25 protein-coding genes and 1 tRNA gene are annotated in these 25,316 nt (G+C 55.7%); 8 read left to right on the top strand and 18 right to left on the bottom strand.

What is annotated here, in order from left to right; translation table 11 throughout:
• Positions 1-95 precede the first annotated feature (95 nt).
• Positions 96-464: a bifunctional dihydroneopterin aldolase/7,8-dihydroneopterin epimerase gene (gene folB / locus EDF81_RS16720; protein WP_123349284.1), complete on the bottom strand. Its 369-nt coding sequence runs from the start codon at positions 462-464 to the stop codon at positions 96-98.
• A gap of 107 nt (positions 465-571) precedes the next feature.
• Between folB and plsY the strand changes: the two genes are divergently transcribed.
• A complete protein-coding gene (plsY, locus tag EDF81_RS16715) occupies positions 572-1,192 on the top strand; it encodes a glycerol-3-phosphate 1-O-acyltransferase PlsY (RefSeq protein ID WP_123349283.1) in 621 nt (206 codons plus the stop codon).
• Between the two features lie 38 nt (positions 1,193-1,230).
• Here the strand turns inward: plsY and tsaD are convergent, their stop codons facing one another.
• Positions 1,231-2,244 (bottom strand): tRNA (adenosine(37)-N6)-threonylcarbamoyltransferase complex transferase subunit TsaD, encoded by a 1,014-nt coding sequence (gene tsaD / locus EDF81_RS16710; protein WP_123349282.1) that lies wholly within the window; start codon positions 2,242-2,244, stop codon positions 1,231-1,233.
• Between the two features lie 236 nt (positions 2,245-2,480).
• Between tsaD and rpsU the strand changes: the two genes are divergently transcribed.
• The 3 genes from rpsU to rpoD all read left to right on the top strand — a co-directional run bounded on the left by rpsU (position 2,481) and on the right by rpoD (position 6,655).
• On the top strand, positions 2,481-2,696 hold the full coding sequence (gene rpsU, locus EDF81_RS16705) for a 30S ribosomal protein S21 (protein WP_001144069.1): 216 nt from the start codon (positions 2,481-2,483) through the stop codon (positions 2,694-2,696).
• A 144-nt stretch (positions 2,697-2,840) separates the two neighbouring features.
• Entirely contained in the window at positions 2,841-4,586 is a 1,746-nt protein-coding gene (gene dnaG, locus EDF81_RS16700) for a DNA primase (protein WP_123349281.1), read from the top strand.
• A gap of 230 nt (positions 4,587-4,816) precedes the next feature.
• Positions 4,817-6,655 (top strand): RNA polymerase sigma factor RpoD, encoded by a 1,839-nt coding sequence (gene rpoD, locus EDF81_RS16695; RefSeq protein WP_123349280.1) that lies wholly within the window; start codon positions 4,817-4,819, stop codon positions 6,653-6,655.
• A gap of 55 nt (positions 6,656-6,710) precedes the next feature.
• Here the strand turns inward: rpoD and EDF81_RS16690 are convergent, their stop codons facing one another.
• From EDF81_RS16690 to mug, 3 genes are all read right to left on the bottom strand, one after another.
• Positions 6,711-7,184: a hypothetical protein gene (locus EDF81_RS16690; RefSeq protein WP_123349279.1), complete on the bottom strand. Its 474-nt coding sequence runs from the start codon at positions 7,182-7,184 to the stop codon at positions 6,711-6,713.
• Between the two features lie 8 nt (positions 7,185-7,192).
• Entirely contained in the window at positions 7,193-7,798 is a 606-nt protein-coding gene (locus tag EDF81_RS16685) for a protein rhiA (protein ID WP_123349278.1), read from the bottom strand.
• Between the two features lie 169 nt (positions 7,799-7,967).
• Positions 7,968-8,474 carry a G/U mismatch-specific DNA glycosylase gene (mug, locus tag EDF81_RS16680; RefSeq protein WP_123349277.1) on the bottom strand — a complete coding sequence of 169 codons (507 nt, stop codon included), beginning with the start codon at positions 8,472-8,474 and terminating at the stop codon, positions 7,968-7,970.
• A gap of 125 nt (positions 8,475-8,599) precedes the next feature.
• On the opposite strand from mug, the gene EDF81_RS16675 reads away from it, so the two are divergent.
• Both EDF81_RS16675 and yjjJ read left to right on the top strand, forming a co-directional pair.
• Positions 8,600-8,676: transfer RNA gene (locus EDF81_RS16675), tRNA-Ile, on the top strand.
• A gap of 172 nt (positions 8,677-8,848) precedes the next feature.
• Positions 8,849-10,153, top strand: coding sequence for a type II toxin-antitoxin system HipA family toxin YjjJ (yjjJ, locus tag EDF81_RS16670; protein ID WP_123349276.1), 1,305 nt, complete (start codon positions 8,849-8,851; stop codon positions 10,151-10,153).
• Between the two features lie 39 nt (positions 10,154-10,192).
• On the opposite strand, the gene EDF81_RS16665 is transcribed toward yjjJ, so the two are convergent.
• The 4 genes from EDF81_RS16665 to EDF81_RS16650 are packed head-to-tail and all read right to left on the bottom strand — an operon-like array spanning position 10,193 to position 15,281.
• Positions 10,193-11,875: an ABC transporter ATP-binding protein gene (locus EDF81_RS16665; protein WP_123349275.1), complete on the bottom strand. Its 1,683-nt coding sequence runs from the start codon at positions 11,873-11,875 to the stop codon at positions 10,193-10,195.
• Entirely contained in the window at positions 11,872-12,738 is an 867-nt protein-coding gene (locus EDF81_RS16660) for an ABC transporter permease (protein ID WP_123349274.1), read from the bottom strand. Before EDF81_RS16660 ends, EDF81_RS16665 begins: the two co-directional genes overlap by 4 nt.
• Positions 12,728-13,690: an ABC transporter permease gene (locus EDF81_RS16655; protein ID WP_123349273.1), complete on the bottom strand. Its 963-nt coding sequence runs from the start codon at positions 13,688-13,690 to the stop codon at positions 12,728-12,730. The genes EDF81_RS16660 and EDF81_RS16655 overlap by 11 nt, the downstream gene beginning before the upstream one ends.
• Entirely contained in the window at positions 13,668-15,281 is a 1,614-nt protein-coding gene (locus EDF81_RS16650) for an ABC transporter substrate-binding protein (RefSeq protein WP_123349272.1), read from the bottom strand. The genes EDF81_RS16655 and EDF81_RS16650 overlap by 23 nt, the downstream gene beginning before the upstream one ends.
• A gap of 207 nt (positions 15,282-15,488) precedes the next feature.
• Between EDF81_RS16650 and EDF81_RS16645 the strand changes: the two genes are divergently transcribed.
• Entirely contained in the window at positions 15,489-15,818 is a 330-nt protein-coding gene (locus tag EDF81_RS16645) for a DHCW motif cupin fold protein (protein ID WP_123349271.1), read from the top strand.
• Between the two features lie 301 nt (positions 15,819-16,119).
• Here the strand turns inward: EDF81_RS16645 and EDF81_RS16635 are convergent, their stop codons facing one another.
• Entirely contained in the window at positions 16,120-16,734 is a 615-nt protein-coding gene (locus EDF81_RS16635) for a Fic family protein (RefSeq protein WP_123349269.1), read from the bottom strand.
• A 338-nt stretch (positions 16,735-17,072) separates the two neighbouring features.
• On the opposite strand from EDF81_RS16635, the gene EDF81_RS16630 reads away from it, so the two are divergent.
• Positions 17,073-17,297, top strand: a complete 225-nt coding sequence (locus EDF81_RS16630; protein WP_123349268.1) for a hypothetical protein — start codon at positions 17,073-17,075, stop codon at positions 17,295-17,297.
• A 67-nt stretch (positions 17,298-17,364) separates the two neighbouring features.
• On the opposite strand, the gene EDF81_RS16625 is transcribed toward EDF81_RS16630, so the two are convergent.
• The 8 genes from EDF81_RS16625 to EDF81_RS16590 form a co-directional block, all read right to left on the bottom strand.
• Positions 17,365-17,625, bottom strand: a complete 261-nt coding sequence (locus EDF81_RS16625) for a hypothetical protein (protein ID WP_148049940.1) — start codon at positions 17,623-17,625, stop codon at positions 17,365-17,367.
• Positions 17,626-17,705: 80 nt separating this feature from the next.
• On the bottom strand, positions 17,706-18,185 hold the full coding sequence (locus tag EDF81_RS16620) for a hypothetical protein (protein WP_123349266.1): 480 nt from the start codon (positions 18,183-18,185) through the stop codon (positions 17,706-17,708).
• 14 nt (positions 18,186-18,199) lie between these two features.
• Entirely contained in the window at positions 18,200-18,907 is a 708-nt protein-coding gene (locus EDF81_RS16615; protein ID WP_123349265.1) for a hypothetical protein, read from the bottom strand.
• A 24-nt stretch (positions 18,908-18,931) separates the two neighbouring features.
• The gene (locus tag EDF81_RS16610) at positions 18,932-20,470 is read right to left on the bottom strand and encodes an SUMF1/EgtB/PvdO family nonheme iron enzyme (RefSeq protein WP_123349264.1); all 1,539 of its coding nucleotides are present in this window, start codon (positions 20,468-20,470) and stop codon (positions 18,932-18,934) included.
• Positions 20,460-21,692 carry an ABC transporter permease gene (locus EDF81_RS16605; protein ID WP_123349263.1) on the bottom strand — a complete coding sequence of 411 codons (1,233 nt, stop codon included), beginning with the start codon at positions 21,690-21,692 and terminating at the stop codon, positions 20,460-20,462. Before EDF81_RS16605 ends, EDF81_RS16610 begins: the two co-directional genes overlap by 11 nt.
• Positions 21,673-22,359, bottom strand: a complete 687-nt coding sequence (locus EDF81_RS16600) for an ABC transporter ATP-binding protein (RefSeq protein ID WP_184999545.1) — start codon at positions 22,357-22,359, stop codon at positions 21,673-21,675. Before EDF81_RS16600 ends, EDF81_RS16605 begins: the two co-directional genes overlap by 20 nt.
• The gene (locus EDF81_RS16595; RefSeq protein ID WP_123349262.1) at positions 22,359-24,314 is read right to left on the bottom strand and encodes a vWA domain-containing protein; all 1,956 of its coding nucleotides are present in this window, start codon (positions 24,312-24,314) and stop codon (positions 22,359-22,361) included. The genes EDF81_RS16600 and EDF81_RS16595 overlap by 1 nt, the downstream gene beginning before the upstream one ends.
• A gap of 9 nt (positions 24,315-24,323) precedes the next feature.
• Positions 24,324-25,313, bottom strand: coding sequence for a hypothetical protein (locus tag EDF81_RS16590; protein WP_123349261.1), 990 nt, complete (start codon positions 25,311-25,313; stop codon positions 24,324-24,326).
• Positions 25,314-25,316 lie beyond the last annotated feature (3 nt).

Raw genomic sequence — 25,316 nt, 5'->3', positions numbered from 1 at the left:
CCCTAAGAAACATAAAAAAGCGATTCCCCTTTTGAGAAATCGCAGCCAGCCTGTGTAAGACCTGTATAAACTGTTTTAGTTTAATAATGATAGCGTTAGTTAGAGTCTTTCGGATTAACCCCACGCTCGATCAGCACGCCAACGCTTGCCGCGCGCGCCACCGCGCCCGGTTTGCTGACTTTGATTCGCACCCAGGGAGAAGCGAAGCGCGACAGCAGCAGTTCAGCGACCTCTTCAGCCACACGTTCCACCAGGGCAAAACGTCCGCCTTCGACGTGACCGATGACCGCATCGGCGATATCGGCATAGCTCAGGCAGTCGTTAACGTCATCGCTGCGCGCCGCAGCGCGGTTATCCCACGCCATTTCGATATCGAACATAAGCTTCTGTTCGATGGTCTGCTCCCAGTCATAAACACCGATGGTGGTGATTACCGAAAGTTGCTCTATAAATACAATGTCCATCACGCCCCGCCTGCTTTTTGGCTAAACCGGATACCACTCCCGGCGAATTATGCGTATTATCCACGGATGCAGAGAATAAAACGACATTTTCAAAACGGAACAATGTTATGAGTGCAATCGCGCCTGGAATGATTCTCCTCGCCTACCTTTGCGGCTCAATCTCCAGCGCCATTTTGGTCTGCCGCATCGCGGGTCTGCCCGACCCTCGTGAAAATGGCTCAGGTAACCCCGGCGCGACCAATGTTCTGCGCATTGGCGGCAAGGGTGCAGCCGCAGCGGTGCTCGTTTTCGACTTACTGAAAGGCATGCTGCCGGTCTGGGGCGCGTACGCCCTCGGTGTGTCGCCGTTCTGGCTGGGCCTGATCGCCATCGCCGCCTGCCTCGGCCATATCTGGCCCGTTTTCTTTGGTTTTCAGGGTGGTAAAGGCGTGGCCACCGCTTTTGGTGCCATCGCTCCCATCGGCTGGGATTTGACCGGCGTGATGGCCGGAACCTGGCTATTAACCATTCTGCTGAGTGGCTACTCCTCGCTGGGTGCTATCGTCAGCGCCCTGATCGCGCCGTTTTACGTCTGGTGGTTTAAGCCCCAGTTTACCTTCCCGGTCTCGATGCTCTCCTGCCTGATCCTGCTGCGCCACCATGACAATATTCAGCGCCTGTGGCGGCGTCAGGAACCCAAAATCTGGCGCAGGCTGAAGAAGACGCAAAACGCAAAAGACCGGCAGTAAGCCGGTCTTTTCATCTCTGCCATCGGTTCGCCCGATGGTTATGCCGCAGGCAGTTCCGCCAGCGGCCAGCGCGGACGCACGGTCACACCCAGTCCCGCCGTGGTTCCTACCTTCAGACGCACCATGCCCGCATAGGCGATCATCGCCCCGTTGTCGGTGCAGAATTCCGGCCGGGCATAGAATACTTCGCCCCGACGCTTGTGCATCATCTCCCCAAGCCGGGTCCGCAGCGTCCGGTTGGCGCTGACGCCGCCCGCCATGACCAGCCGCGAGAAGCCGGTCTGATCCAGCGCACGTTTGCACTTGATCATCAGAGTATCCACCACCGCATCCTCAAAGGCGCGGGCGATATCGGCGCGGGTTTGGTCGTCGTTGTCGTTATTACGAATGGTGTTGGCGGCGAAGGTCTTCAGGCCAGAGAAGCTAAAATCCAGCCCCGGACGATCGGTCATCGGGCGCGGGAACACAAAGCGCCCTTCCGTGCCTTCTGCCGCCATTTTCGACAGCATCGGACCGCCGGGATAATCCAGCCCCAGCAGCTTGGCGGTTTTGTCGAAGGCTTCCCCGGCGGCGTCATCGATGGACTCGCCCAGCAGCGTATAGTGGCCGATACCGGTCACGCTGATCAGCTGCGTGTGGCCACCGGAAACCAGCAGCGCAACAAACGGAAATTCCGGCGGGTTATCTTCCAGCATCGGGGCCAGCAGGTGCCCTTCCATATGGTGAACGGCAATGGCCGGCACGTTCCAGGCAAATGCCAGCGAACGGCCAACGGTGGCGCCGACCAGCAGCGCACCCACCAGGCCGGGTCCAGCGGTATAGGCCACCGCATCGATATCTTTTGCCGTCAGATTTGACTCTTTCAGCGCCGCCTGGATCAGCGGAACGGTTTTGCGCACATGATCGCGGGAAGCCAGCTCCGGCACCACGCCGCCGTAGTCAGCATGCAATTTCACCTGACTATACAGTTGGTTGGCTAACAGGCCTTTTTCGTCATCATAAATGGCGATGCCGGTTTCATCGCAGGATGTTTCAATTCCCAGTACACGCATGGCTTTTTTACCTCATTTCAATAGCGCGCAGTGTAGGTCGAATGCGGGTCGATGTAAAACTTTGCTCTCCCCAGGTGATGAGTTCGTGTATACTCCTCACCCTTACAAAAGTCCCTGTCAAAAAGGGCGGCGGTGCTTTACAAAGCAGCAGCAGTTGAAGTAAAATTCCGCACCATTTTGAAATAAGCTGACGACGATGTCAGCGAAGAACCGAATTAATCAAAGGTGAGAGGCACATGCCGGTAATTAAAGTACGTGAAAACGAGCCGTTCGACGTAGCTCTGCGTCGCTTCAAGCGTTCCTGTGAAAAAGCAGGTGTTCTGGCGGAAGTTCGTCGTCGTGAGTTCTATGAAAAACCGACTACCGAACGTAAACGCGCCAAAGCTTCTGCTGTGAAACGTCACGCGAAGAAACTGGCTCGCGAAAACGCACGCCGTACTCGTCTGTACTAATCCGTTGAGGGTGTTTCGCCCTCAATAGCAGACAGAGTTGTAGTTGAAAGGCCGTGCTTCCGGAAGGAATGCGCGGCTTGTTTTCGTTTATACTCGTCATAATTCGCATCGCGAGTCCTGAAGAGTATTCACAGCAAGGGGCCTATGGCTGGACGTATCCCACGTGTCTTTATCAGTGACCTGCTGGCGCGAACCGACATCATCGATCTGATCGATGCCCGGGTTAAGCTAAAAAAGCAGGGCAAGAACTGGCACGCATGTTGTCCATTCCATAACGAGAAAAGCCCATCCTTCACCGTTAACGGTGAAAAACAGTTTTATCACTGCTTCGGCTGTGGTGCGCACGGCAACGCTATCGATTTTTTGATGAACTACGACAAGCTCGAGTTTGTTGAAACCGTCGAAGAACTGGCGGCCATGCACAACCTTGAAGTGCCTTACGAAGCCGGCAGTGGGCCGAGCCAGATAGAGCGCCATCAGCGGCAAAATCTGTATCAGCTGATGGACGGCCTGAACGCGTTTTATCAACAATCCCTGAATCAACCCGTCGCGGAACCCGCCCGCCAGTATCTGGCAAAGCGCGGCTTGAGCAGTGAAGTGACTGCCCGTTTCGCGGTTGGCTTTGCCCCGCCCGGCTGGGACAACGTGCTTAAGCGTTTTGGCGGCAACGGCGAAAATCGCCAGTCGCTGATCGATGCGGGCATGCTGGTGACAAACGATCAGGGACGCAGTTACGACCGTTTCCGCGAGCGGGTGATGTTCCCCATTCGCGATAAACGAGGCCGGGTGATTGGCTTTGGTGGACGCGTGCTGGGCGACGCAACGCCGAAGTATCTGAACTCCCCGGAAACCGATATTTTCCATAAGGGCCGCCAGCTTTACGGCCTTTATGAAGCGCAGCAGCACGAGGCTGAACCTCAGCGTCTGCTGGTCGTCGAAGGCTATATGGACGTGGTGGCACTGGCGCAGTACGACATTAACTATGCCGTCGCCTCGCTGGGCACCTCCACCACGGCGGACCATATTCAGCTGCTGTTCCGGGTGACCAATAACGTCATCTGCTGTTACGACGGCGACCGGGCAGGCCGCGACGCCGCATGGCGCGCGCTGGAAACGGCGCTGCCGTATATGACCGACGGCCGTCAGCTGCGCTTTATGTTTCTGCCCGATGGCGAAGACCCGGATACCCTGGTGCGCAAAGAGGGCAAGGAAGCGTTTGAAGCGCGGATGGAGCAGGCTCAGCCGCTCTCCACGTTTCTGTTTAACAGCCTGATGCCGCAGGTTGACCTGAGTACACCGGACGGGCGGGCGCGCCTCAGCACCCTGGCCCTGCCGCTGATTACGCAGGTTCCCGGCGAAACGCTGCGCATTTATCTGCGCCAGGATCTCGGCAAAAAGCTGGGGATCCTGGATGACAGCCAGCTGGAAAAGCTGATGCCGAAGCAGGCAGACAATACGGCGGTTAAAGCCACTCCACAGCTAAAACGCACGACCATGCGTATACTGATTGGACTGCTGGTACAAAACCCGGAGCTGGCCCCACAGGTGCCGCCGCTCAACGGGCTGGACCAGAATAAACTGCCCGGACTTGGCTTATTTGCCGAACTGGTCAACACTTGTCTGTCACAGCCGGGCCTGACCACCGGCCAGCTGCTGGAGCAGTATCGCGGCACAAATGAAGTCGCGACCCTTGAAAAACTGTCGATGTGGGACGATATAGCAGATAAGGACATCGCTGAAAAAACGTTCACCGACTCGCTCAACCATATGTTTGATTCAATGCTTGAACTGCGACAGGAAGAGTTGATTGCTCTCGATCGCACTCAGGGTTTAAGCAGTGAAGAACGCCGGGAACTCTGGACAATAAGTCAGGAACTGGCAAAAAAGTGAATTTAAACGGCTTAAGTGCCGATAATCGTTCGGGTAGATCCCGACAGCCGCATTGAGGGGCGCGGCAAAAATATAAGTAGACCCTCATTTGTGCATACGCAGCATCGTTCAGGTCGCCTCCGGGCGATAACGGCCAGTAACAAGCCGCCTGAAAGATAACGTGTATTATGTTGGCGGCTTTGTTTCGCCGACCGACACCAACCTCATGAATTAAGTGTGGATACCGTCTTATGGAGCAAAACCCGCAGTCACAGCTGAAGCTTCTCGTCACCCGTGGTAAGGAGCAAGGCTATCTGACCTATGCCGAGGTCAATGACCATCTGCCGGAAGATATCGTCGACTCCGATCAGATCGAAGACATCATCCAGATGATCAACGACATGGGCATCCAGGTTGTGGAAGAAGCGCCCGATGCCGATGATCTGATGCTGAACGAAAACAGCAGCGACACCGACGAAGATGCTGCCGAAGCTGCCGCGCAGGTACTGTCCAGCGTAGAATCTGAAATCGGGCGTACTACCGACCCGGTTCGCATGTATATGCGTGAAATGGGTACGGTTGAACTGCTGACCCGTGAAGGCGAAATCAACATCGCCAAACGTATCGAAGACGGGATCAACCAGGTCCAGAGCTCCGTCGCCGAATACCCGGAAGCGATCACCTATCTGCTTGAGCAGTACGATCGCGTCGAAGCGGCCGAAGCGCGCCTGTCCGACCTGATTACCGGCTTCGTCGATCCGAATGCGGAAGAAGATCTGGCCCCGACCGCGACCAACGTCGGCTCTGAATTGTCCAGCGAAGAGATGGACGATGATGACGACGAAGATGAAGACGAAGACGACAGCGACGATGACAACAGCATCGATCCTGAGCTGGCACGTGAGAAGTTTGGCGAACTGCGCACCCAGTATGAAGTCACCCGTGACGTCATCAAAGCGAAAGGCCGCAGCCACGCCGCCGCACAGGAAGAGATCCTGAAGCTGTCTGAAGTCTTCAAACAGTTCCGCCTGGTGCCGAAGCAGTTTGACTATCTGGTCAACAGCATGCGTATCATGATGGATCGCGTCCGTACTCAGGAACGCATCATCATGAAGCTGTGCGTTGAGCAGTGCAAAATGCCGAAGAAAAACTTCATCACCCTGTTCACCGGCAACGAAACCAGCGAAACCTGGTTCAACGCAGCCATTGCGATGGGCAAACCGTGGTCGGAAAAACTGAACGATGTTTCCGAAGACGTGCATCGCGGCCTGATGAAGCTGCAGCAGATTGAAGAAGAAACCGGCCTGACCATTGAACAGGTTAAAGACATCAACCGTCGTATGTCCATTGGCGAAGCGAAAGCCCGCCGTGCGAAGAAAGAGATGGTTGAGGCTAACCTGCGTCTGGTTATCTCTATCGCCAAGAAATATACCAACCGTGGTCTGCAGTTCCTCGATCTGATTCAGGAAGGCAACATCGGTCTGATGAAAGCGGTAGATAAGTTTGAATACCGTCGCGGTTACAAGTTCTCCACCTATGCAACCTGGTGGATCCGTCAGGCGATCACCCGCTCCATCGCGGATCAGGCGCGTACCATCCGTATTCCGGTGCATATGATTGAGACCATCAACAAGCTCAACCGTATCTCCCGCCAGATGCTGCAGGAAATGGGTCGCGAGCCGACGCCGGAAGAGCTGGCCGAGCGCATGCTGATGCCGGAAGACAAAATCCGCAAAGTGCTGAAAATCGCCAAAGAGCCAATCTCCATGGAAACACCGATCGGTGATGATGAAGATTCGCATCTGGGTGACTTCATCGAGGATACCACCCTCGAGCTGCCGCTGGACTCTGCCACCACCGAGAGCCTGCGTGCCGCCACTCACGACGTGCTGGCAGGCCTGACCGCTCGTGAAGCGAAAGTGCTGCGTATGCGCTTCGGTATCGATATGAACACCGACCATACGCTGGAAGAAGTGGGTAAACAGTTCGACGTTACCCGCGAACGTATCCGTCAGATCGAGGCAAAGGCGCTGCGTAAACTGCGTCACCCGAGCCGCTCTGAAGTACTGCGTAGCTTCCTGGACGATTAATCTCTCGTCTACCCGCTTAAAGCCCCGGTTTATACCGGGGCTTTTTTTTATCCCATTAATATCTCTGTGCCCGCCGCCATTTGGCGCTGCCAGGCAGCTCAATCAGCCCTGCGTCTGCACCGTTAAGTCCGTATACGGCAATATCCTGGCCATTGCTGGTAAACTGGTACTGTAGGGTTGCAATAAAGCTTTCGATATCAGGAGAACGGTCGGAAGAGGAACAGGCATCAATATAAATGCCCCCGGTATAGCCAGCAGGGATAATAGGGGAAATATTGCGGTAGCACATTATGCCGTCAATAAAAAAATACCGTCTCTCAGCCAGATCGCCAATAACCGGACGTCCATCTTCGGGAGCCTGAAATGCGCGGTGAGCCAGGATAAATAAATCCTCCTGTGCACCGAGCATAGGTAAACTATGGCGAAATACCTGATAGCGTCGATTAAACACCTGCGGACATCTCAGGACTGAATCAGCCGCAATGCGGTTTAAATAATCATCATCGGTGCAGAAGATCAAAATCATCATGGCTCTCCCTATTTAACGGTCCAGACGTTATCGATATTGAGCGTGACATCAACGCTAAACACGTTCGGGCTGAAGTTAATTTGCTGTGCGTTGGTTATCGATTCCACATCCAGCACCTCACCCTGTTCATAGTTACCGAAGGTCACCCACAAGGCCTGACCTGGCTGGAAGGCATAGGTGATGTTGGGCTGGGCCGATCGGACAAAGACAGCCGCCCCTGACATACCCATGCCGACAGCGGCATAATCAAACGGAACAGAATTGCCGCTGCGTACATACAGGGTTCCCGCATGCTCAGAAACCCTCTGATTAGCAAAGGTCAGGACCCCCTTTTCATTGATAAAATCAACGCTATTACTGGTTGTTAAATCCGCCGTCAGGTTCTGAGATGCATCAAATATCACACCGGGAGCCAGATGCCCCGTTTCATCCCAGACAAAAGAGTAATCAATCGACCATTGAAAACTTACGCGAGTTGTCGGATGTGCCCGGGCAACAAGCCATGCCAGTGACAGCAATCGGGGATCGTCAATATTCGGATTTGTTTGATATACGCAGATAGAGCCATAATTACGACTATAATTACTAACGTTAAGTGAATATTTCTGTGGCATAGTTATTTCCTCATTGAGCGGGAAGTTTCCTACAATGTCCTCATACTTCAGGCTAATTCACTTTCTTCATAAGAGGATGAATTATTCAATGGCAATAAAAAGAACGGGGGAGTATTCCCCAGGGTAAAGACAAGCAAAAAATAGAGAATATATTCCTGCCAATAAGCAGCTAAAACCCTCGCGCCGCCAGTGCCTCATCCAGCTCCCGATAGGCCTCGACCAGCTTATCCAGCGTCGCCCTGTTTAGCCCGCTGGGATTAGGCAGCACCCATACCTGCGTTCCGCCGATGGTCACCGTCTGACGGCCCCACTTAACGCCACGCTGGCTAAAAGCCTGCTCAAACGCCTGCTTGCCGAGTACCGCCAGCGCCGCAGGCTGATAATCCTCAATCTTGCAGATCAGCTCCCGCCCGCCGCTGCGCAGCTCCTGCAGCCCAACTTCGCTTGCCTGCACCGTAGGACGCTCTACCAGCATGGTAATACCGCAGCGCGTATCCAGCAGCATCTGCTCCTCTTCCGGCTTCAGCAGGCGCTCGGTAAACCCGGCCTGGTGGATCACCTTCCAGAAACGGTTCCCCGGGTGGGCAAAGTGGAACCCCGTATGCGCCGATGACTTCCCCGGATTGATGCCGCAAAACACCACCCGCAGCCCCGGAGCAAGAATATCGTTAATCATAGATTCTCCATGGTTATGCCACAGAGTAGCAGTATAAGGGATTGATAATCATTTGTTTATAAAATCGGCAGACAGGCGATTTCGGCTGGATTGCAACCGTGAGTTACTTTATAATTCTGCGCCACGGCCCCTTAGCTCAGTTGGTTAGAGCACGCGACTCATAATCGCTTGGTCGCTGGTTCAAGTCCAGCAGGGGCCACCAAATTATCAAGGGCTTAGATAAGAAATTATCTAAGCCCTTTTTCTTTGCCCGAAATTTGGATCGGGTTGCATACCTGAAAGGCTCATCACACACACTCACGCCAGAGTGACTGCTCAAAATTTAACTGCTAAAATATCTATTCAATTATCTATTCATCTATCTATTCAAAACCATGACAGCTCGCTCAGAAATGGTACGTCAGTTGCTCAGTCAAGGGCCGTTGAAAACTCAGCAACTAATTGAAAAATTAGTGGTTAGCCAGCCTACGGCATCCCGTGCATTGGCGGTTATGGGCGATGATGTCGTTCGGATCGGAGCAGGTACATCTATTCAATATGCCCTGCGCGATGCCCGGCGCGGGTTCAGCGCCGTGCCCATTTACCGTATCACCGTAAAAGGACGCGTTGAGCCGCTCGGCAACCTTATTCCGGTTTATCCGGAAGGATTTGTTCTGGCGCAGACCGGCAAACCGGGCCTCCATAGTGACGGACTACCGTGGTGGCTGTTTGATATGCGGCCTCAGGGGTATCTCGGTCGAGCCTGGGCGTCAAAGTATGCGGGCGAACTCAATCTGCCGACGAATCCAGAGCACTGGACAGACGCAGATGCGATCAGAGCATTGCTCGCACAGGGTCATGATGCTATTGGCAACCTGCTGATCGGAGAGCAGGCACGAGCCAGATTCCTGGAGATGCCGGAACCGGCCCCGGTTGAACGCGCCACAGCGTTACCCGCGCTGGCGCTGGCGGCCGGTGCGGGTGAGGCGCCGGGGTCATCAGCAGGCGGTGAACAACCGAAATTCTGTACCTGTACAGAACGTGGCCATGTGCTGGTAAAATTCTCAGCCCCGGACGATAACCCGGTCAGCGAACGCTGGCGCGACCTTCTGCTGGCCGAACATCTGGCGCTGAAAGTGCTTAGAGTGGAAACAGAGGTATTTGATTTTGGCGGCCAGCGCTTCCTTGAGATCCCCCGATTCGACCGCACGGGTTTGCTGGGTCGTATCGGCGTCTTCTCGCTGCGGGCGCTGGATGCGGAGTTTGTTGGCAATGCCAGAGCCTCCTGGCCTGTTCTGGTCAATAGCCTGGTTACACAGGGGCATGTTCATCCTGATGCCGCCGCTGACACCGCCCGGCTTTGGGCATTCGGGACGCTGATCGGCAATACCGACATGCATCACGGCAACCTGTCATTTATCAATAGCCACGGCCGCCCGTATCACCTCGCCCCGGCCTACGATATTCTGCCTATGGGATTTGCTCCCAGAGCGGGTGGTGCGATCGTGAACACGCTCCGACCGGCAACGCTGTCGGAAGCGATCGACGGGGATACCTGGCGGGAAGCGCTTCGCCTTGCTGAGAACTTCTTTGTTACGGCCAGCCGTTGCGACCGCTTCTCCGCCAGCTTCACTCCATGTCTTGAGGCATTACGCCAGCACCTTGACGAAGCCAGAACGCGTATTGCACGCCTGGGATAAAACACGCGTGCAAATTTACCGATCCACACATCAACAGCGCTATTCCGCCACCGTCGAAAGCAACAGGCGCGTGTAAGGGTGCTGCGGCTGGCTGAAGATCTGCTCTACCGGCCCTGTTTCAACGATATCGCCATCTTTCATGACCGCGATGCGGTGGCTCATGTGCTGGACGACGCCCAGATCGTGGGAGATAAACAGCATTGTCAGCCCCAGCTGACGCTGCAACGCCACCAGCAAATCCAGCACCTGTGCCTGTGTGGTCACGTCCAGCGCCGATACCGGTTCGTCACAGATCAAAATCTCGGGCTCTGAAGCCAGCGCCTGCGCGATGGAAACGCGCTGACGTTGCCCGCCGGACAGCGCACCTGGACGGCGACTCAGCAGGTCGGGCGTCAGGCCGACCTGTGCCAGCAGCGTCAGAATGCGCTGCTGTTTCTCTGCATCGCTTAAATCGTGGCGCAAACGCAGCGGCTGGTGCAGAATCTGCGCGACGGTAAATTGCGGATCAAACGAGCTAAGCGGATCCTGTGTGATCGTCTGAATACGCGCGCGTAACGGTCGTCGTTCGCGCTCTGTTAATGTGCTCCAGGCCTTGTCCGCGAGGCGGACTTCGCCGCTATCCGGCTTTTGCAGCGCCAGAATAACTTTGCCCAGCGTGGTTTTCCCCGAACCCGATTCCCCGACGATGCCCAGCGTTTCGCCGCGCTTGATCCGCAGAGAGACCTGATTGACGGCCTGCATCCGACTACCGTCCGGGCGCCTGAACGACACCACAATCCGATCCGCCGTCAGGGCAATGGCATCATCGGTGCTGGCGCAATCCGCAGCCTGAGAAGCGGATGACGCCGCAATGCCACTCTGGAATGGATCGGTGCCGGCCAGCCACTTCCCACGCGTGGATGCGGTGGGGATCGCCGCCAGCAGCCTGCGGGTGTAGGAATGCGTCGGCGTGGAGAGGATCTGCTGCGCCTCACCGCCTTCTACCAGCGACCCTTGCTGCATGACGATGACACGGTCCGCGACCTCTGCGACGACGGCAAGATCGTGGGTGATCAACAGAACGCCATGCCCTGCCTGCGCCAGCGCCGTGAAGACCTTCAGCACCTGCTTTTGCACCGTAGCATCCAGCGCGGTCGTCGGTTCATCGGCGATCAGCAGCCGTGGGCCTGACGCCAGTGCGGAAGCGATTAGCGCACGCTGACGCAGCCCGCCGGATAGCTCATGCGGATACTGGGCCGCCCGGTGCTCTGGATCGGGAATGCCAGCCTTCGTCAGGAGTTCGGCGACGCGTAGGGGAACCTGCTGACGCGGCAACAGGCGATGGGTCAGAATCGGTTCGGCGACTTCCTGCCCGATCTTACGCAGCGGGTCGAGAGACACCAGCGCATCCTGTAAAACAAAGCCGATTTCACGGCCGCGAATCATCCGCCAGTCCCGGTCGGTCAGAGAGCGTAAATCACACAGGCTGCCGTCATGGCGCGTGAGCGCAATCGCATTGGCCTGTACCCCGGCGTTTTCCCCGGCCAGACCCACCAACGTGCGAGCGGTAACGGATTTTCCCGATCCCGATTCGCCGACCAGCGCCAGAATTTCTCCGGCATTCACCTGAAAAGAGAGGTTTTTAACCGAACGAACGGGACCGAAAGGGCCGGGAAAGGTAACGCTCAGGCCGTCTACGTGCAGCAGCGGCGTGTTTGCGGATGCCTCTGAATTCTGGCTCATCGTGCCTCTCCTTTTGCCAGAATGGCCTGTAAACGACGCCCCAGCAGCGTGATGGAAATGACCGACAGCGCGACGACGCTGGCAGGCAGCAGGCTAACCCAGGGCGCGATATCGAGGAAGTTACGTCCGTCAGCCAGTAGCGCTCCCCATTCGGCGGTCGGTGGGACGACCCCCAGGCCCAGAAAGCTCAGCGCCGAGGCGGACAGCACCGCATGACCAACGCCAATGGTGGCGACAATCAGCAGCGGGCGCAGCGTATTGGGAATGATATGACGAAAAACGATATACAGCGGGTGTTCACCCAGCGCAATCGCGTGCTCAACATAGCCGGATAGCCTGACCTGCAGCACCTGAGAACGGATCAAACGCGCATAGCCAGCAATCCCGGCCAGGCCCACGGCCAGCAGGGTATTTTCCGGGCCGCGTCCCAGTACAGCGATCACCAGCAACGCCAGCAGCAGGTCAGGAAACGCCAGCATGATATCCAGCAGACGCACCAGAACCTGACGGATACGCAGCGGCGCGAGCACCGACAGGGTGCCAAACAGCACGCCACCGAGGCAGGCGATCAGCATCGCGCCGACGCCAATCCCGAGCGACAGTGAGGTGCCATAAATGATGCGGGAAAAAATGTCGCGCCCCAGTTGATCGGTGCCGAACCAGTAAGTGCTATTCGGTGGCTGGAATACCGCGCCCATATCCATTTCGTCGGCGGTCCGGCTGGTCAACAACGCGGGAAAAAAGGCCGCCAGGGCCAGCAGAAAAACGATGGCGACAGGCACCAGCGTCCCTGCGTTCAGCCACAACCGGCGCCAGGGTTTTCTTAATGGCGCTCGTGTGAAGAGCATCGGTTCACTGCTCATGGGCGCTCGCCTTCTTACGTAAACGGGGGTCGATGATGAGATACAGCGCATCCACCAGCAGGTTGATGATGACGAACAGGAACGCGGACAGCATAACGACGCCCAGCACCAGCGGCATGTCGCGATTTTCAATCGCGCTCAGCGTCACCTGTCCGATACCTGCGCGGCCAAAGACCGTTTCGGTCAGCACGGAACCGCCGAGTACGCCGGCCAGCAGCGTGCCGGTCAGCGTTGAGACTGCCAGCGCCGCGTGCCGCAAGCCGTGGCGGAAACGCAGTCGGATTTCGCTAACGCCACGCGTGCGCACGGTGAGTGAGAACGGCTGGGCGAGCGCCTCTTCCAGACCGTCGCGCAGCACCTGACTCAAAATAGCGGCAATCGGCAGACTCAGCGTGACGACGGGCAGCACCAGCGACATCACCCCATCGTTGCCGGTGACCGGAAACCATTGCAGACGAAAGCTGAACACGCTCAGCAGCACGATCCCAATCCAGTAAACCGGTGTGCTAAGCAGCGTCAGTTCCAGCCAGGATACGCAGGTGCGCAGCACGCCGTAGCGACCTGCAGTCAGCAGCGCGCTGGTGATGGCGAGAAGCAGTGCCAGAATCAGCCCGCCGAGCGCCAGCGGCAGGGTTTCATACATCGCATCGCTAATCACGCTACCGACGGGCAGACGATAGAGATAGCTGACGCCAAAATCTCCCTGTAGCGCCTGCCAGCAGTAGCGCAGATATTGCATCCACAGAGGTTGATCGAGCCCGAACTGTTTAATGAGGACGGCGCGATAGGCTTCATCCACCACGTTATCGCCGCCGCTAAGAATGGCGACCGGATCGCCTGGGATCAGTTTGACGGCAATAAACGTCAATGTGGCTGCGCCCCAGAGCACAGCCAGAATGGTGAAGAGACGTTTACTGAACGCGTTCAGATTAACGTTTAATCCAGACATCATAGAAGTTCGGTTTTGCGTTGGTGGCCCAGCTTATGCCCTGCACCTGTCTGGAGAGGCCGAGCTGGTAGGCGGGAATGTACAGCGGCACAACATACGCCTGGTCGATGACTTCACGCTGTATTTCGCTGTAGAGCTGCTTACGTTCGGCTTCACCCGCGCCGATAGCTTTTCTCAGCTTGTCATCCAGCACGCTAATACGCGTAAAGTTGTTGCCGTTCGGCGGCGCATAGGCTGAATCGAAAACGGTACGCAGAATATCCGGCTCAGCGCGCACGAAGAAGTTAGATGCAATATCGTACGCATTGGCATTGGTACGCGTGGTGAATTCACCCGCATCGACCGGCGTCAGCTGAACGTCGAATCCAGCCTGCTTCACCTGATATTGCACTGCCTGGAATAGCGCGACATCCGCAGCCTCAACGTTGGTGGTGGCGTAGACGAAACTGACGCTCAGGCGCTTGCCCTCTTTAGTACGGAAGCCCTCGCCGTCTTTCTGTTTCCAGCCTGCGTTATCCAACAGTTCATTGGCTTTTTTGATATCAAAGCCCCAGCGGGACGCGACGTGCGGATCGTAGTACAGCGTGGCCGGGCCGAGAACGTTATCCGCGGCTTTCTGCGTGCCGAAGAAGGACACTTTCACCACCGCGTTGGTATCCACCGCGCTCTGGAATGCTTTACGTACCGCGACATCCTGGAAAGGGCCTTTGGTGGTGTTGAGATAGAGAACGCGGTTAACACCCGGGTTCTCATAGGTGATCACTTCCAGCTTCGGATTGCGCTTCACCGTCGCGAAATTGGCGGGTGGCACAGCGTCAATCGCCTGAATCTGACCGCTGCTCAGCGCGCCAAGACGCACCGATGCTTCCGGCAGATATTTGAACACCAGACCATCCAGATAAGCCGGGCCAGTGTGTCTGGCATAGCCCGGTCCCCAGTTGTAATCAGGGCGTTTCGTCAGCTTACTGCCGCTGCCTTTCACAAACGAATCAAGGATAAACGGCCCGGAACCCACGACGGTGGTACTGGTGTTGGGTGTTTTCTTCAGATACGTCGGCGATTGAATACCCAGATACGGCAGGCTCAGGCCCTGTAACAAGGCCGCAAACGGTGAGCTGTAGTGGATCACAATCGTGTAGTCATCCGGCGTTGAGATCTTATCGACAGGGCCTAACAGTGATTTCGCGTAGCTGGAGGTCGTTTTTGGATCGAGAATACGCTCGATATTGTATTTCACCGCTTCCGCATCCAGCCGGGTACCGTCGCTGAACGTCACATCTTTACGGAGATGGAAGGTATATTCGGTGTTGTCGTCGTTTATTTTCCAGCTTTCTGCCAGCCAGGGCGTAAAGCGGTTATCTTCCGCCTGCCCTACCAGTGAATCCACCACGTTACGCGCAATCAGCGCGGTAACCCCATAGGCCGTAATATGCGGGTCGATAATCGGCGTATCGCTGCCCAGACCCACATTCAGGATGCCGCCGGAAACCGGTTTTTCGCCGGTTTCTGCAGCGTACGCTCCGGGGTTGAATGCAAAAAGTAACGAGAGTAATCCTGCGGCGAGCGTCTTAACCTGCGGATGATTTTTTTCCATTCCCAGAGTCCCTTATCAATAACGTGAGGTCATATACGGCAATTGTTTCGCTACTCTAAAAGGGAGGGCTTATGCATGTAAAAGAATAAAAATTGATTTTTAATTCCATAAAAAACATATACCCGCCCGGCCGTTACGTGGCGGTTGAAAAGCGATCTCAACTTGCTTTATAAGTAATCACTCACCAGCAAACTCACAGGCAACAAGATGAATATCCACAACATTCCTTTTGGCGTAACGGACTGGAGCAGTATCGAAGCGGTAAAGCATCCCGGTGAACAGGGCTATGCCTTATGGCAAACCGCAAAGTTCAATGATATTCGGGTCCGAATCGTTGAGTATTCGCCGGGCTATATGGCGGATCACTGGTGTTCAAAGGGGCATATCCTTTTTTGCCTTGAAGGAGAGCTCCATACCGAACTGGAAGATGGCCGGACTTTTGTCCTGACACCCGGCACCAGCTATCAAGTTGCCGACAATGCCGAAGCGCACCGCTCATCGACCCCGACGGGGGCGAAACTCTTTATTGTCGATTGACGGGCTTTTGAACCGGAGCATATTTGAGGCATCATCAAAATAGAAGATCATGAGGATTGCCCCTAAAGAAATGACAGGCTGATAACACTCTTGCGGGCCACTACTGATCGAACTAAAATCTAGACCTAAACAGCGAGGCTTTTAGCATGACAAAAAAAACGGCCCATAGTCAGATTACTAAAAACCAAATCTATCGTGCCGTTGCCAGCTCAACTGCCATCGAGACCGGTACTTCTGTGCAAAAAATTGAGCAGCAACTTAAACGTTCTCAGGCTCGGGCGAGAGCGGTTGGCCTCGCTCGTTAATCTGGCAAAATGTCGCTAACCAGTTGCATCATGGGATTGTAGTTTCCCGATACGCCTGCCTGAATTGCCTTAAAGTAAAACATTTTGTGCTCATCCCATAAGCTATAGTCCAGCAACCCCTTGCCCGCCTGGACTGACAGCAGATCGCAAAGCAGTCGCGACAGACGCCCGTTGCCTTCTCTGAATGGGTGGATCAAAATAAACTCTACGTGACACTCAGCCAAATAACGGACCAACTCTGGACGAGGCGAGTGCTTTAGCTCACTCGTTTGCAAAAGAAACACTTTCTCAAAGTCAGTGATTAGCTGTGGGATCCTGTCGGCTGCGGCAAACTGGAAGCCATCCTTAGCCAGGTTAGCGTTACGTAGCCTTCCTGCCCAGTCGTATACGTTACCCAACCATTGCCGATGCCACTCACGGATATGCTCAAAGGCTAGCGTCGCAGGTATCTGTCGTTCGACGAATAGGTGTTCATACAGCATCAGTAGTAAGCCGGACTCAAGCTCCTCCATTTCCTCTGTGTCGGTAATCCCTAACTTATTAGCCAGGACCAGGTCATTAGAACCAGGTTGATACCGCTCTTCCGCTGAATTAATCTCATATTTTGACAAGCGCTTACCCCCGTCCGAACAGGTTTACAATGTTGTTATCCGCTGTTGCTATGAGTCTCCATAGATCCATCTTTTAAAGAAGAAAATGACGAACAATTAAAAATATTCCAACTTATGTTTCATAGTCACCTGACCACTGATTCAAGTCCAGTAGAAACGGCAAATGCTCGCCAGCATCTAACAAGTTACATCATTGCCTAATGATGTACTCACTTTAGTTCTGGAAAAGATAGCCCCCGTCAATACGCTCCCCCCGCCTAAATAACGCCAACAATTAACTTCCCGCTAATGCCATGTTAAAATAGCGTCCCGCACAGCATTATAAAAAAAGGCAAGAGATGAGCATCAAGGGTATTATTGCAAGCGTTTATGTGTTCTTAGGGCTCGTGACTACTATATATGGTAGTATTTGGGGTGATTACAGCTATAAAGGTTTTGCTTACAACTTAGGTGCCGGGCTGGTTTGGCCATGCGTCTGGTTCCCGACGCTGGGCAAGATTGTCGGTGGTATTATTACCGTGATCGTCATTGGCTATATCGTTCTGGCGGCGAACAGAAGATAAGACAGAATAGAATAACCACTTAAGCTTAAGTGGTTATTCTCAGTAAAAAGTTAACCCGCCTTAAATATTAATCCACTTCACGCTGGCAGGAGGCAACCACCACCTGCATCTTACGCATAAAAGCAGAAGAGTTATTCAGGATCATGCGCTGCATATCTTTCGCATCGCCAAACTCAGCGCGCACCTTCGAGTAGGCGCATGAGCATAGCTCATGCTGATAGTCATTTCTCATCCCGCCGGTACAGGCATCCATAAATTCAGCTTTTTCAGGATCGCCGCAGGATGCCAGCAGAGGAATAGCCAGAGCCATGAGTAGTATTTTTTTCATAAACGTAAATCACTATCCTGATTATTTAATTATTCTGGGGTAATGCAACGCCGTCAGCATAAGCGCTGACGGCGAGGGAATTACTGGGAAGCGAGCGTCGACTGCAGATCGCTCAGCTGCTCTTTAAGCTGCTGCAGTTCCATCTGTTTCTGCATGGTCGAGGCGGAAGGGGTGTTCTGTGCCTCTTTCATGCGTTTTTCCAGATCGTTAACCTGCTTCTGCATATCCGCCCGGCCGGCAGATTTTTTCTTAAGCTGGGCCATCAGGTTGTTCATTGAGCGCTCAAGATCCTGCTGCGCCTTACGCTTACTGGCGACGCTGGCATTGCTTTGCGCCTTCTCCTGCTCAATCGCGGCGTACACGGCCTTAAACTCTTTATTCAGCTCTTGTTCGTGCTGTAAGGTTCCTGTTTTTTCTTCAACCCGTTTGTCCCAGGTACCCGAATAGTTACAGTTAAACTTGGTCACGATATTCACGTCACCGGTCGTCGGATCGCAGTCGCGGGGATTGGTCACACAGCCCGCTAACAGCAGCGTCCCGAGTAATAATAAATAGCGCATTCGTCTCTCCCTGATTAGCTAACTTTCAGCGCGGTACGCTGATCGTAAAGACTGTCCAGCTCCTGCTGCAGCGAGTCGATGTTTTTATGCATCTGGGCAATTTCCGTATCCAGCGTCGCCGTGTCGCTACCCGATTTTGACATTTCGCCCGAAACGTCAGTCCACTGAGTTCCGTGTTTTTTCATATCGGTAATCGTATTACGCAAATAGGCAATATTGGCATCGATGCCTTTAACCTGCTTTTTCAAATCGTCTTGCTTAACAGATTTTGCGGCAATCTCTTTATTCAGTCTTGCCAGCGTCGCTTTATCACTGGCAATCACCGACTTCGCCGTGCTGGTTGCCCCCTGGATGCGACGGTTTTCCGACTGCACGTCTCTGATTGCAGCATTAAGCTGTAATTCCTTTGAAGCGTATTTGTTGCGCTGGTTATCCAGATACGCATTGGCACCCACGCCAATACCGCACCCGGCAATGGCTGCCGCAACCATACAGACGGCTTTATTACTGGAGTTACTCAGTGCACAGGCAATCGCCCCCACGGCGGCGCCGCCGGCACAGGCCTGCCATCCCGATTTATTAAAGAACTCGACGTCCTGGTTATTGGCTAATCGGGAATCAACGCCCCCGCTATTACCCAAACCGCCCGAGCTTTGACACCCCACCAGAGCAACAATAAATATGGCCGTCGTTGCTGTGCGCAGTGATTTTAAAAATGCCATCGTAAACACCCTCCTGACCTTTGATTAATTATTTTTTTTACACGCTGCAAGCCACGTATCACGCGCAACTTTGCCATCACCCCAGTACCCCTGAAGGTTTTTCCAGTAGGTATCCAGATATCCATTAAGATTTGTTTTTCCACGCGCGTTGAGCTGCTGCTGTACCACGGTAATTTGCGGCGCAATCATCGCTTTGCTGTACGTTGTTCCCATATCGACCAGCGTGTCAGCGTAATAGCTGGTAATAAACTCCAGCGTTTTCTGATGCTGACCCAGCTGCTCCTGCCGTTTGGCACAGTTGGCATCGAGCTGATTTTCAACCTTGCAGGTTTTGGCGTAGAGCTGATTCAGGCGGTCGAAGAACTCTCCGTCATCTTTCATCTTGGTGCAGAGAAACGCCCCGAGCTGCAGTGAGGTGCGGATGGCCTGATCCCGCTGTTCATCCCGCAGCTGGTTATTGGCCCGCAGTTCGCCACGCAGCTGCTCCAGCTGCTTCTTAAGCGCGTCATCCTGCACTTTGGCTGAGATGGCGTTCAGGTTTTGCAGCGAGTCTGCCGTCTCGGCTTTGCTATCGGATTTTTTCTCCGCGCCCAGCGCCTTCCACTCTTTCTCAATCTCTTTAATGCGATCGCGGGAAGTGAGCGTCGGCGAGACCAGGACCAGCCTCATACCAATGGCTTTCGTGGCATTCTCAGCGGCGTCGGAATAGTAAGGCGCTTCATCCCGCAGGGAGGTACGAATATCCCCCTGGGGCGTCAGGAAGCTCCCGCCTCGCACCACGTAACCCCCGGCTTTGCCGTGCTGGCGATCCAGCTTGTTCAGCCGAAACGGCTCAAACATCATCTCAGAGGCGTTACCCAGCATATCGTGCAGGCCCAGCGGGTTCGGCTTAAGCAGCCCGCCCAGCTGGAGCTTGCCGTTTGCCGACTGCGACCCGGCAAACCAGACATAGCCGTTCAGCCCGTCAGGCATCGGGAAACGCAGGTCCCGGAACTCAGACGGTGAGACGGACAGCCCGCCGCGTGCGGCAAACTCCCACTCGGTTTCCGTCGGCAGGCGTAAAAATCCGGGCTGTCCATCATCCACCGGCAGAGACGCTTTTTTCTCTTTGCGCAGCCAGAGGTTGTACTGGTTCGAGATGCTCATCGCATCCATCCAGCCGATGCTGACTTTCGGCAAACGCCCTTTCATATCGGGCTTAGCGCAGTCACCCGATAGCGCACGGAACTGCAGATCGCTCAGCTCGTATTTCGCCATCAGGTAGTAGCGGCCTTTCTCGTTTTTAGCCGCCGGGAAACTGCCCGCGATATGCTCCTGGCGGGATTGCTCCAGGTATCCCCACTCGTCCCCTTCCTGGCCCAGCGTGATGTTGTAATCCTGCAGAGGCTTATCGAGCGGAATAGCTACCTTGCGAAACGCCATCGCGCCGTCGCAGGGCATCGGCAGAATCACATCGTCCGGGAGCGGTTTCGGGTTCCAGAATTTTTCATCCCAGGTCGCATGGGCGGCAGAGGTGGAGACCAGCCCCGCTATCGTCAGGCTTAGCGCCAGTTTAAATTTCACGTAAACTCTCCGCAGGTTCGATCTTCAGTGCGCGTACCGCGCCAATACCCGCCACGCCCAGCGCCACAACCAGCACGCTGACCAGCGCCGTCGCAAAGTGCGCGGCATCCAGATGACAGACAAACGCCCGGTCGGGCAATGAGCTCCCCAGCAGGCGATTAAACAGCGCGCTGCCAAGAAAATAGAGGATTAACCCGACGCCGAACGCCACGCCGGTCAGGCATAGCGCCTGGATCATGATAAAGACCGTTACCGCCCGCCGCCGGAACCCCAGCAGACGCAGCACGGCCATGTCTTTACGCTTGCGGTCAATATTGGCGATAAAGGCCCCGACCAGCGAGGCGATACAGCCGGAAACGGAGATCCAGGCGATCACTGCGAAAATCATTCCCAGCACGCTGTCGATAGCACGCACGGCATCGATTCGGGCCGACTGCGTCACGGACTCAATATGGTTCTCCTCCAGCCACCGGGCCAGAGGGGCCACATCGTCCAGCGAGCGGGCGTAGAGCCGTGCTCTGGAAAAACGTTCTCTTTCGGGGGCTGGCTGGCCCTCACTGACCGCCAGCAGCGGCACCTGGAAACCATCGCGATAATCTTCCAGCGCCATTAACAACGGCAGCGTGACAAAAATACCGGGCCGCGCAAATTTCGCCTCATCGACGATGCCGGTCACGGTCAGCGCGATCTGCGCTTTCTGGTTCACGCCGTCAATTTTTCGGTTAACCAGCAGGCGGAAGCTGTCATTCACCTTCACATCAAGACGGCGGGCGGCGCTGGCGCTCAGCACCGCCTGGGTAGCCTGCTGTGGAATGGCGAGAGTGCCCAGCAGCGGATCGCCTTTTCCCGTCGGGATCACTTCGGCATTCGCGGCAAAATGCCGGCTGTCGCGAACCAGGTCGGCCTGGGTATTCAGCGAACGCGTCAGGGGAATAGAGAATCCAACTTCGGGACGCTCCGCCAGGGTGGTCAGCCACGCCAGATCGTAGCTGCCATTGCCGGTCATCCGCACTTCACGTATCTGCGGATCGTCCAGTAGCTCATGCCTGAGCTGGCTGACGACGCCGTTTTTCAGGCCAAACAGCAGCAGCAGTGGCGCAATCACCGCAATCAGCGAGAAAATGATGCACAGAGCGACCTTGCGATCGTGAATAAGATCGCGAAACGCCATCTGGATCAGTAAGCCACGCGGCAGGCGTGATTCAGGCAGGGTTGAAGACACTTTGCCCCTCCGATACCGATGCCCGATAGCAGCGCAGACCAAATTCTGCGACGCGCTGCCAGTCGTGGCTGACGACAATCGCGGCCATATCCAGCGAGCGCACCATCTCGATCATCAGGGTAAACAGACGGTTAGCATTATCAGGATCTAACGCCGCCGTCGGCTCATCCGCCAGTAACAGGCGAGGTTGATGCGCAATCGCCCGCACAAACGCCACGCGCTGGCGTTCGCCAATAGAAAGCTGCGACGGCAGCTTAACCAGCAGAGGACGCACCCCAAGCCGATCAATCGCCGTATCCAGCCACGGGGAGTGCGTGGACATACCGACCAGCCGACGCGCGAGCATGATGTTATCGGCGACCGTCAGCCAGGGGAGCAGCCCGCCGTGCTGAAGAACAAACCCCAGCTCCCGGGCACGGATCCCCGCCAGCGTGGCCTCATCTTCGGCCAACAGAGAGGCCGCAATATCCCGCTGGCCCAGCTGATAGCGGGTCAGTCCGTCGGGGCGAAGGATCGCCCCGATCATTTCCAGCAGCGTACTTTTACCGCAGCCGCTGGGCCCGGTGAGCGCCGCAATTTCCCCCGATGAAAGCATCAACTCAGGGAGCGTGACGCGAAAACCCTCCGCGCCACCGCGCCGGATGTCCATATCGCTGATATGTAGCATCAGGGCATGTTTTCCAGCGGAACCGGATAAACGTTGTCCCGGGGATCGCTATCCGGGGCCAGGGCGACCCAGCGGTCGACATCCTGGTTGTAGCGCTGGTAGTAATTCAGTTTGGTGTTGAGACGGCGAATAAAGCGCTCCTGCTCAAGGCCATCCCAGCTCTTCCAGGTCTCTTCGTCGAGGCTCAGCACCTCGCTGAGATACGGCAGCCCTTCGATATACTCGCCCAGCAGCCCCATCTCACCCAGACGGGTCGCATTTTTACCTTTGGCCTGATTCGGGTCATTCCCCATGGTGGCCGCCAGAGAACGCAGGCTGGCGAACATATCGTCGGGGGAGATCATCCCTTCATTGGCGGCGTTGACGATTTTCTTCATCACATCGCTGAGATCGCTAAGCTCGCTCTTCGTCAGCAGCACGCGGACCTCGGTCGCCGGGATATTCTGATTCACCAGATCGCGGTCGCTGATCCAGGATTTAAATACCGGTGGGGCCTGGGTTCCCTGTTTTTCGCCAAGATAGGCAAGACGCATCGCCTTACTCAGCTGCTCCGCGTCGCTCAGTAAAGGATCGGCTTTCTTGCTGGCATAGGCCGGGTCGGCCCCCAGCGCGCTTCCTGCCGTCTCTTCCCCACTCCACGCGGTTTTAATCTGCCCGGTAATGGCATTCGCCAGGCTATCGACCCGCTCGCCAAAGCTGTTCACGTCGCCGGAATCAATGGCGTAGTACAGCGGTTTATGCAGGAAAGGATTGAGGGTCAGATCCTGATACTGCGCTTCCGCCGCGGCGTGGTTTGCCTTGCCGGAAGGCGTTTTCAGGTGCATGGCGTACAGCGCAACGCCGCGGTATGCCGCTTCCTGGCGGACCTGGGCCGCATCCAGACGCGTCGAGGAGAGTTTATCTGCGCCGTCGAGTGCGCCCGCATCGGTAATCAGGATCACATATCGTGCGCCAAAGGACGTCCAGTCCACCTGATCCAGCGCGGCCATCACGCCGCCGTAAGCATCTTCATCCACTTTGCTGCTGGAAACCGTGGCCTGCTTGAGGTCTTTCACCCTGGCGAGGAAATCTTTGCCGTCCTTCACCGTGTTGGGGTCGACAAACATTTTGTAGTCATACTCCAGCCCCGGTACGGCTTTGACGTTCGACCGGTAGGCCACCAGCCCGAATTTAACCTGCTCCTGCAGATTCTCGCTTTCGATACGCTGGTAAATTTTGTCGATAGCTTCTTTCGTCCGCTCGATATACGGGCCCATCGAGATGGTGGAATCAATCACAAACACCACGGAGGCGGAAAAGCCCTTCATCATGTTTTTCTCGTTCGCCGGGGTCGCAGCGGCCGCTTTTTTCGCGTTATCACTCACGGAGGCGACATTCAGCAGCCGGACCTGAAAACCGGTATCGGTAAAGACATCGTCCGAGCCCAGCACCGGCAGCAGGTAAAAGTTTTTCAACTGATCGACCATGTACTCGGGTTCACGCGCCAGTATCTGGGGTACGGGCTTGTTATTTTTCAGGCTGGTCAGATAAGGTTCCAGCGCGGTCGCCGGCTTTTCACTGTTAAGGATACCTTCGACATCCGCTTTATCGCGGAAGAAGAGCATCGGATTACGCCCTGCCGGGTTGGTGAATGCCAGCGTCAGCTGCACTTTCCAGTCCACGGTGCAGGAGGCTTTAAGCCAGCCTGAAACATGGCCGAAGCTGTCCGGACCCACCTGAAGCCACTCATCCTGGCCCTGCTGGCTACGCTGATAAACATAAAAACGGCTAAAGGCAGGCTGTTCTTTACCGGCTTCTCCCGCTTTCGGCGCAAGGGCGCAGCCCGGATAGGTCAGTACGCGTTGATAAAGTGTGTGCTTCCCTTCCTGCAACAGCGGTTTCTGATCCGCAGCGTGCGCAAAAGTCGTCAGGGCAAGCGCGCAGAACAGACCAGAGATCCTGGAGATATTTTTCATTCTGTCGTCCTATTTCTTCAGCTCGGCCAGGCGGGCTTTCGCCTCGCTTCTCTGAGGATCCTGATTCACAATCACCTCATACCAGTAAATCGCGGTCTGCGCGTCCGGGCTGAAACAGCCATTCGCCTGCGCCGTTTTCGGGTCATATTCCTGGGCATAACGCATCGCCAGGTTCAGATCGCCGGACTGGGCTTTATAGGCGTAGAGGCGCTGCGCGATATCACAGCGTTTGCTGGCTTTGGCTTTATCAATGACCTGCAGCAGCTGCTCGCTGCCCGGCTGGCTGTGCAGACAGCCTTTAACAAACTCAAGCTCGTTGCCTTTGCTCATCAGGTCATCGCCGCAGGGTCCGCTGGTTTGCGCCGGTGCAGGCGCTGGAGTCGGTGCCGCAGCGACCGGCGTTTCCGGGCTGCGCAGGAACCACCAGGCGGCCGCGCCCAGCAATACGACGACTGCCGCTGCGATAGCCAGCCAGAGCCAGAGGCGGGATTTCGCCGGTGCAGGCGCAGGGTCCACAACGGGCGGTTCGGGTTGTGGCTCGGGCTGAGGTTCAGGCTCAGGCGTTTCAACGGGCGGCAGCGGCGCCGGGCTTTCACTCACCGGCGCAATCTCTTCCAGGGTGCGGGTATGATCCAACAGCGGATTTTCCCCGCCCGCCTGTGAACTCAACAGGCCAGGAGGCATCATCAGGACGCCGACATCCCGCGTCGCATCGTCTTTGATGGTGATACGGTAAGCCGCCTGTCGGTTCGCCAGCAGCGCATCGATAATCTGCGGGCCGATCTGGACGGAAGGCGTGTCCTCCATCTGCTCCAGCGTCGGCAGCGTCAGGAAGACCTCACCGCTGACCCACTGCCCGGTGCTGTCCAGGTAGAGACTGTCCTGGTTACGCAGCACGGAGATCAGCACGTTGTTAGCCGCGCCTTTCCAGGCTTTTAACACCAGCCGGGCATAGCCCGGCACAATCGGTTCGACGGGTTTTAGTTCTGGTTTGATCACGTC

This window comes from Enterobacter sp. BIGb0383 (assembly GCF_003751845.1).
Classification (GTDB): Bacteria; Pseudomonadota; Gammaproteobacteria; order Enterobacterales; family Enterobacteriaceae; genus BIGb0383.
This window is presented reverse-complemented; position numbering and strand designations above follow the sequence as displayed.

What these genes read in the sequence shown, in the direction of transcription:
- EDF81_RS16625 (WP_148049940.1), bottom strand. Translation starts at nt 17,625, where the DNA reads ATGAAAAAAATACTACTCATGGCTCTGGCTATTCCTCTGCTGGCATCC.
- EDF81_RS16665 (WP_123349275.1), bottom strand. Translation starts at nt 11,875, where the DNA reads ATGAGCCAGAATTCAGAGGCATCCGCAAACACGCCGCTGCTGCACGTA.
- tsaD (WP_123349282.1), bottom strand. Translation starts at nt 2,244, where the DNA reads ATGCGTGTACTGGGAATTGAAACATCCTGCGATGAAACCGGCATCGCC.
- dnaG (WP_123349281.1), top strand. Translation starts at nt 2,841, where the DNA reads ATGGCTGGACGTATCCCACGTGTCTTTATCAGTGACCTGCTGGCGCGA.
- EDF81_RS16630 (WP_123349268.1), top strand. Translation starts at nt 17,073, where the DNA reads ATGAGCATCAAGGGTATTATTGCAAGCGTTTATGTGTTCTTAGGGCTC.
- plsY (WP_123349283.1), top strand. Translation starts at nt 572, where the DNA reads ATGAGTGCAATCGCGCCTGGAATGATTCTCCTCGCCTACCTTTGCGGC.
- EDF81_RS16600 (WP_184999545.1), bottom strand. Translation starts at nt 22,359, where the DNA reads ATGCTACATATCAGCGATATGGACATCCGGCGCGGTGGCGCGGAGGGT.
- EDF81_RS16690 (WP_123349279.1), bottom strand. Translation starts at nt 7,184, where the DNA reads ATGATGATTTTGATCTTCTGCACCGATGATGATTATTTAAACCGCATT.
- EDF81_RS16655 (WP_123349273.1), bottom strand. Translation starts at nt 13,690, where the DNA reads ATGATGTCTGGATTAAACGTTAATCTGAACGCGTTCAGTAAACGTCTC.
- EDF81_RS16650 (WP_123349272.1), bottom strand. Translation starts at nt 15,281, where the DNA reads ATGGAAAAAAATCATCCGCAGGTTAAGACGCTCGCCGCAGGATTACTC.
- folB (WP_123349284.1), bottom strand. Translation starts at nt 464, where the DNA reads ATGGACATTGTATTTATAGAGCAACTTTCGGTAATCACCACCATCGGT.
- EDF81_RS16595 (WP_123349262.1), bottom strand. Translation starts at nt 24,314, where the DNA reads ATGAAAAATATCTCCAGGATCTCTGGTCTGTTCTGCGCGCTTGCCCTG.
- rpsU (WP_001144069.1), top strand. Translation starts at nt 2,481, where the DNA reads ATGCCGGTAATTAAAGTACGTGAAAACGAGCCGTTCGACGTAGCTCTG.
- rpoD (WP_123349280.1), top strand. Translation starts at nt 4,817, where the DNA reads ATGGAGCAAAACCCGCAGTCACAGCTGAAGCTTCTCGTCACCCGTGGT.
- EDF81_RS16660 (WP_123349274.1), bottom strand. Translation starts at nt 12,738, where the DNA reads ATGAGCAGTGAACCGATGCTCTTCACACGAGCGCCATTAAGAAAACCC.
- EDF81_RS16615 (WP_123349265.1), bottom strand. Translation starts at nt 18,907, where the DNA reads ATGGCATTTTTAAAATCACTGCGCACAGCAACGACGGCCATATTTATT.
- EDF81_RS16620 (WP_123349266.1), bottom strand. Translation starts at nt 18,185, where the DNA reads ATGCGCTATTTATTATTACTCGGGACGCTGCTGTTAGCGGGCTGTGTG.
- mug (WP_123349277.1), bottom strand. Translation starts at nt 8,474, where the DNA reads ATGATTAACGATATTCTTGCTCCGGGGCTGCGGGTGGTGTTTTGCGGC.
- EDF81_RS16685 (WP_123349278.1), bottom strand. Translation starts at nt 7,798, where the DNA reads ATGCCACAGAAATATTCACTTAACGTTAGTAATTATAGTCGTAATTAT.
- EDF81_RS16645 (WP_123349271.1), top strand. Translation starts at nt 15,489, where the DNA reads ATGAATATCCACAACATTCCTTTTGGCGTAACGGACTGGAGCAGTATC.
- yjjJ (WP_123349276.1), top strand. Translation starts at nt 8,849, where the DNA reads ATGACAGCTCGCTCAGAAATGGTACGTCAGTTGCTCAGTCAAGGGCCG.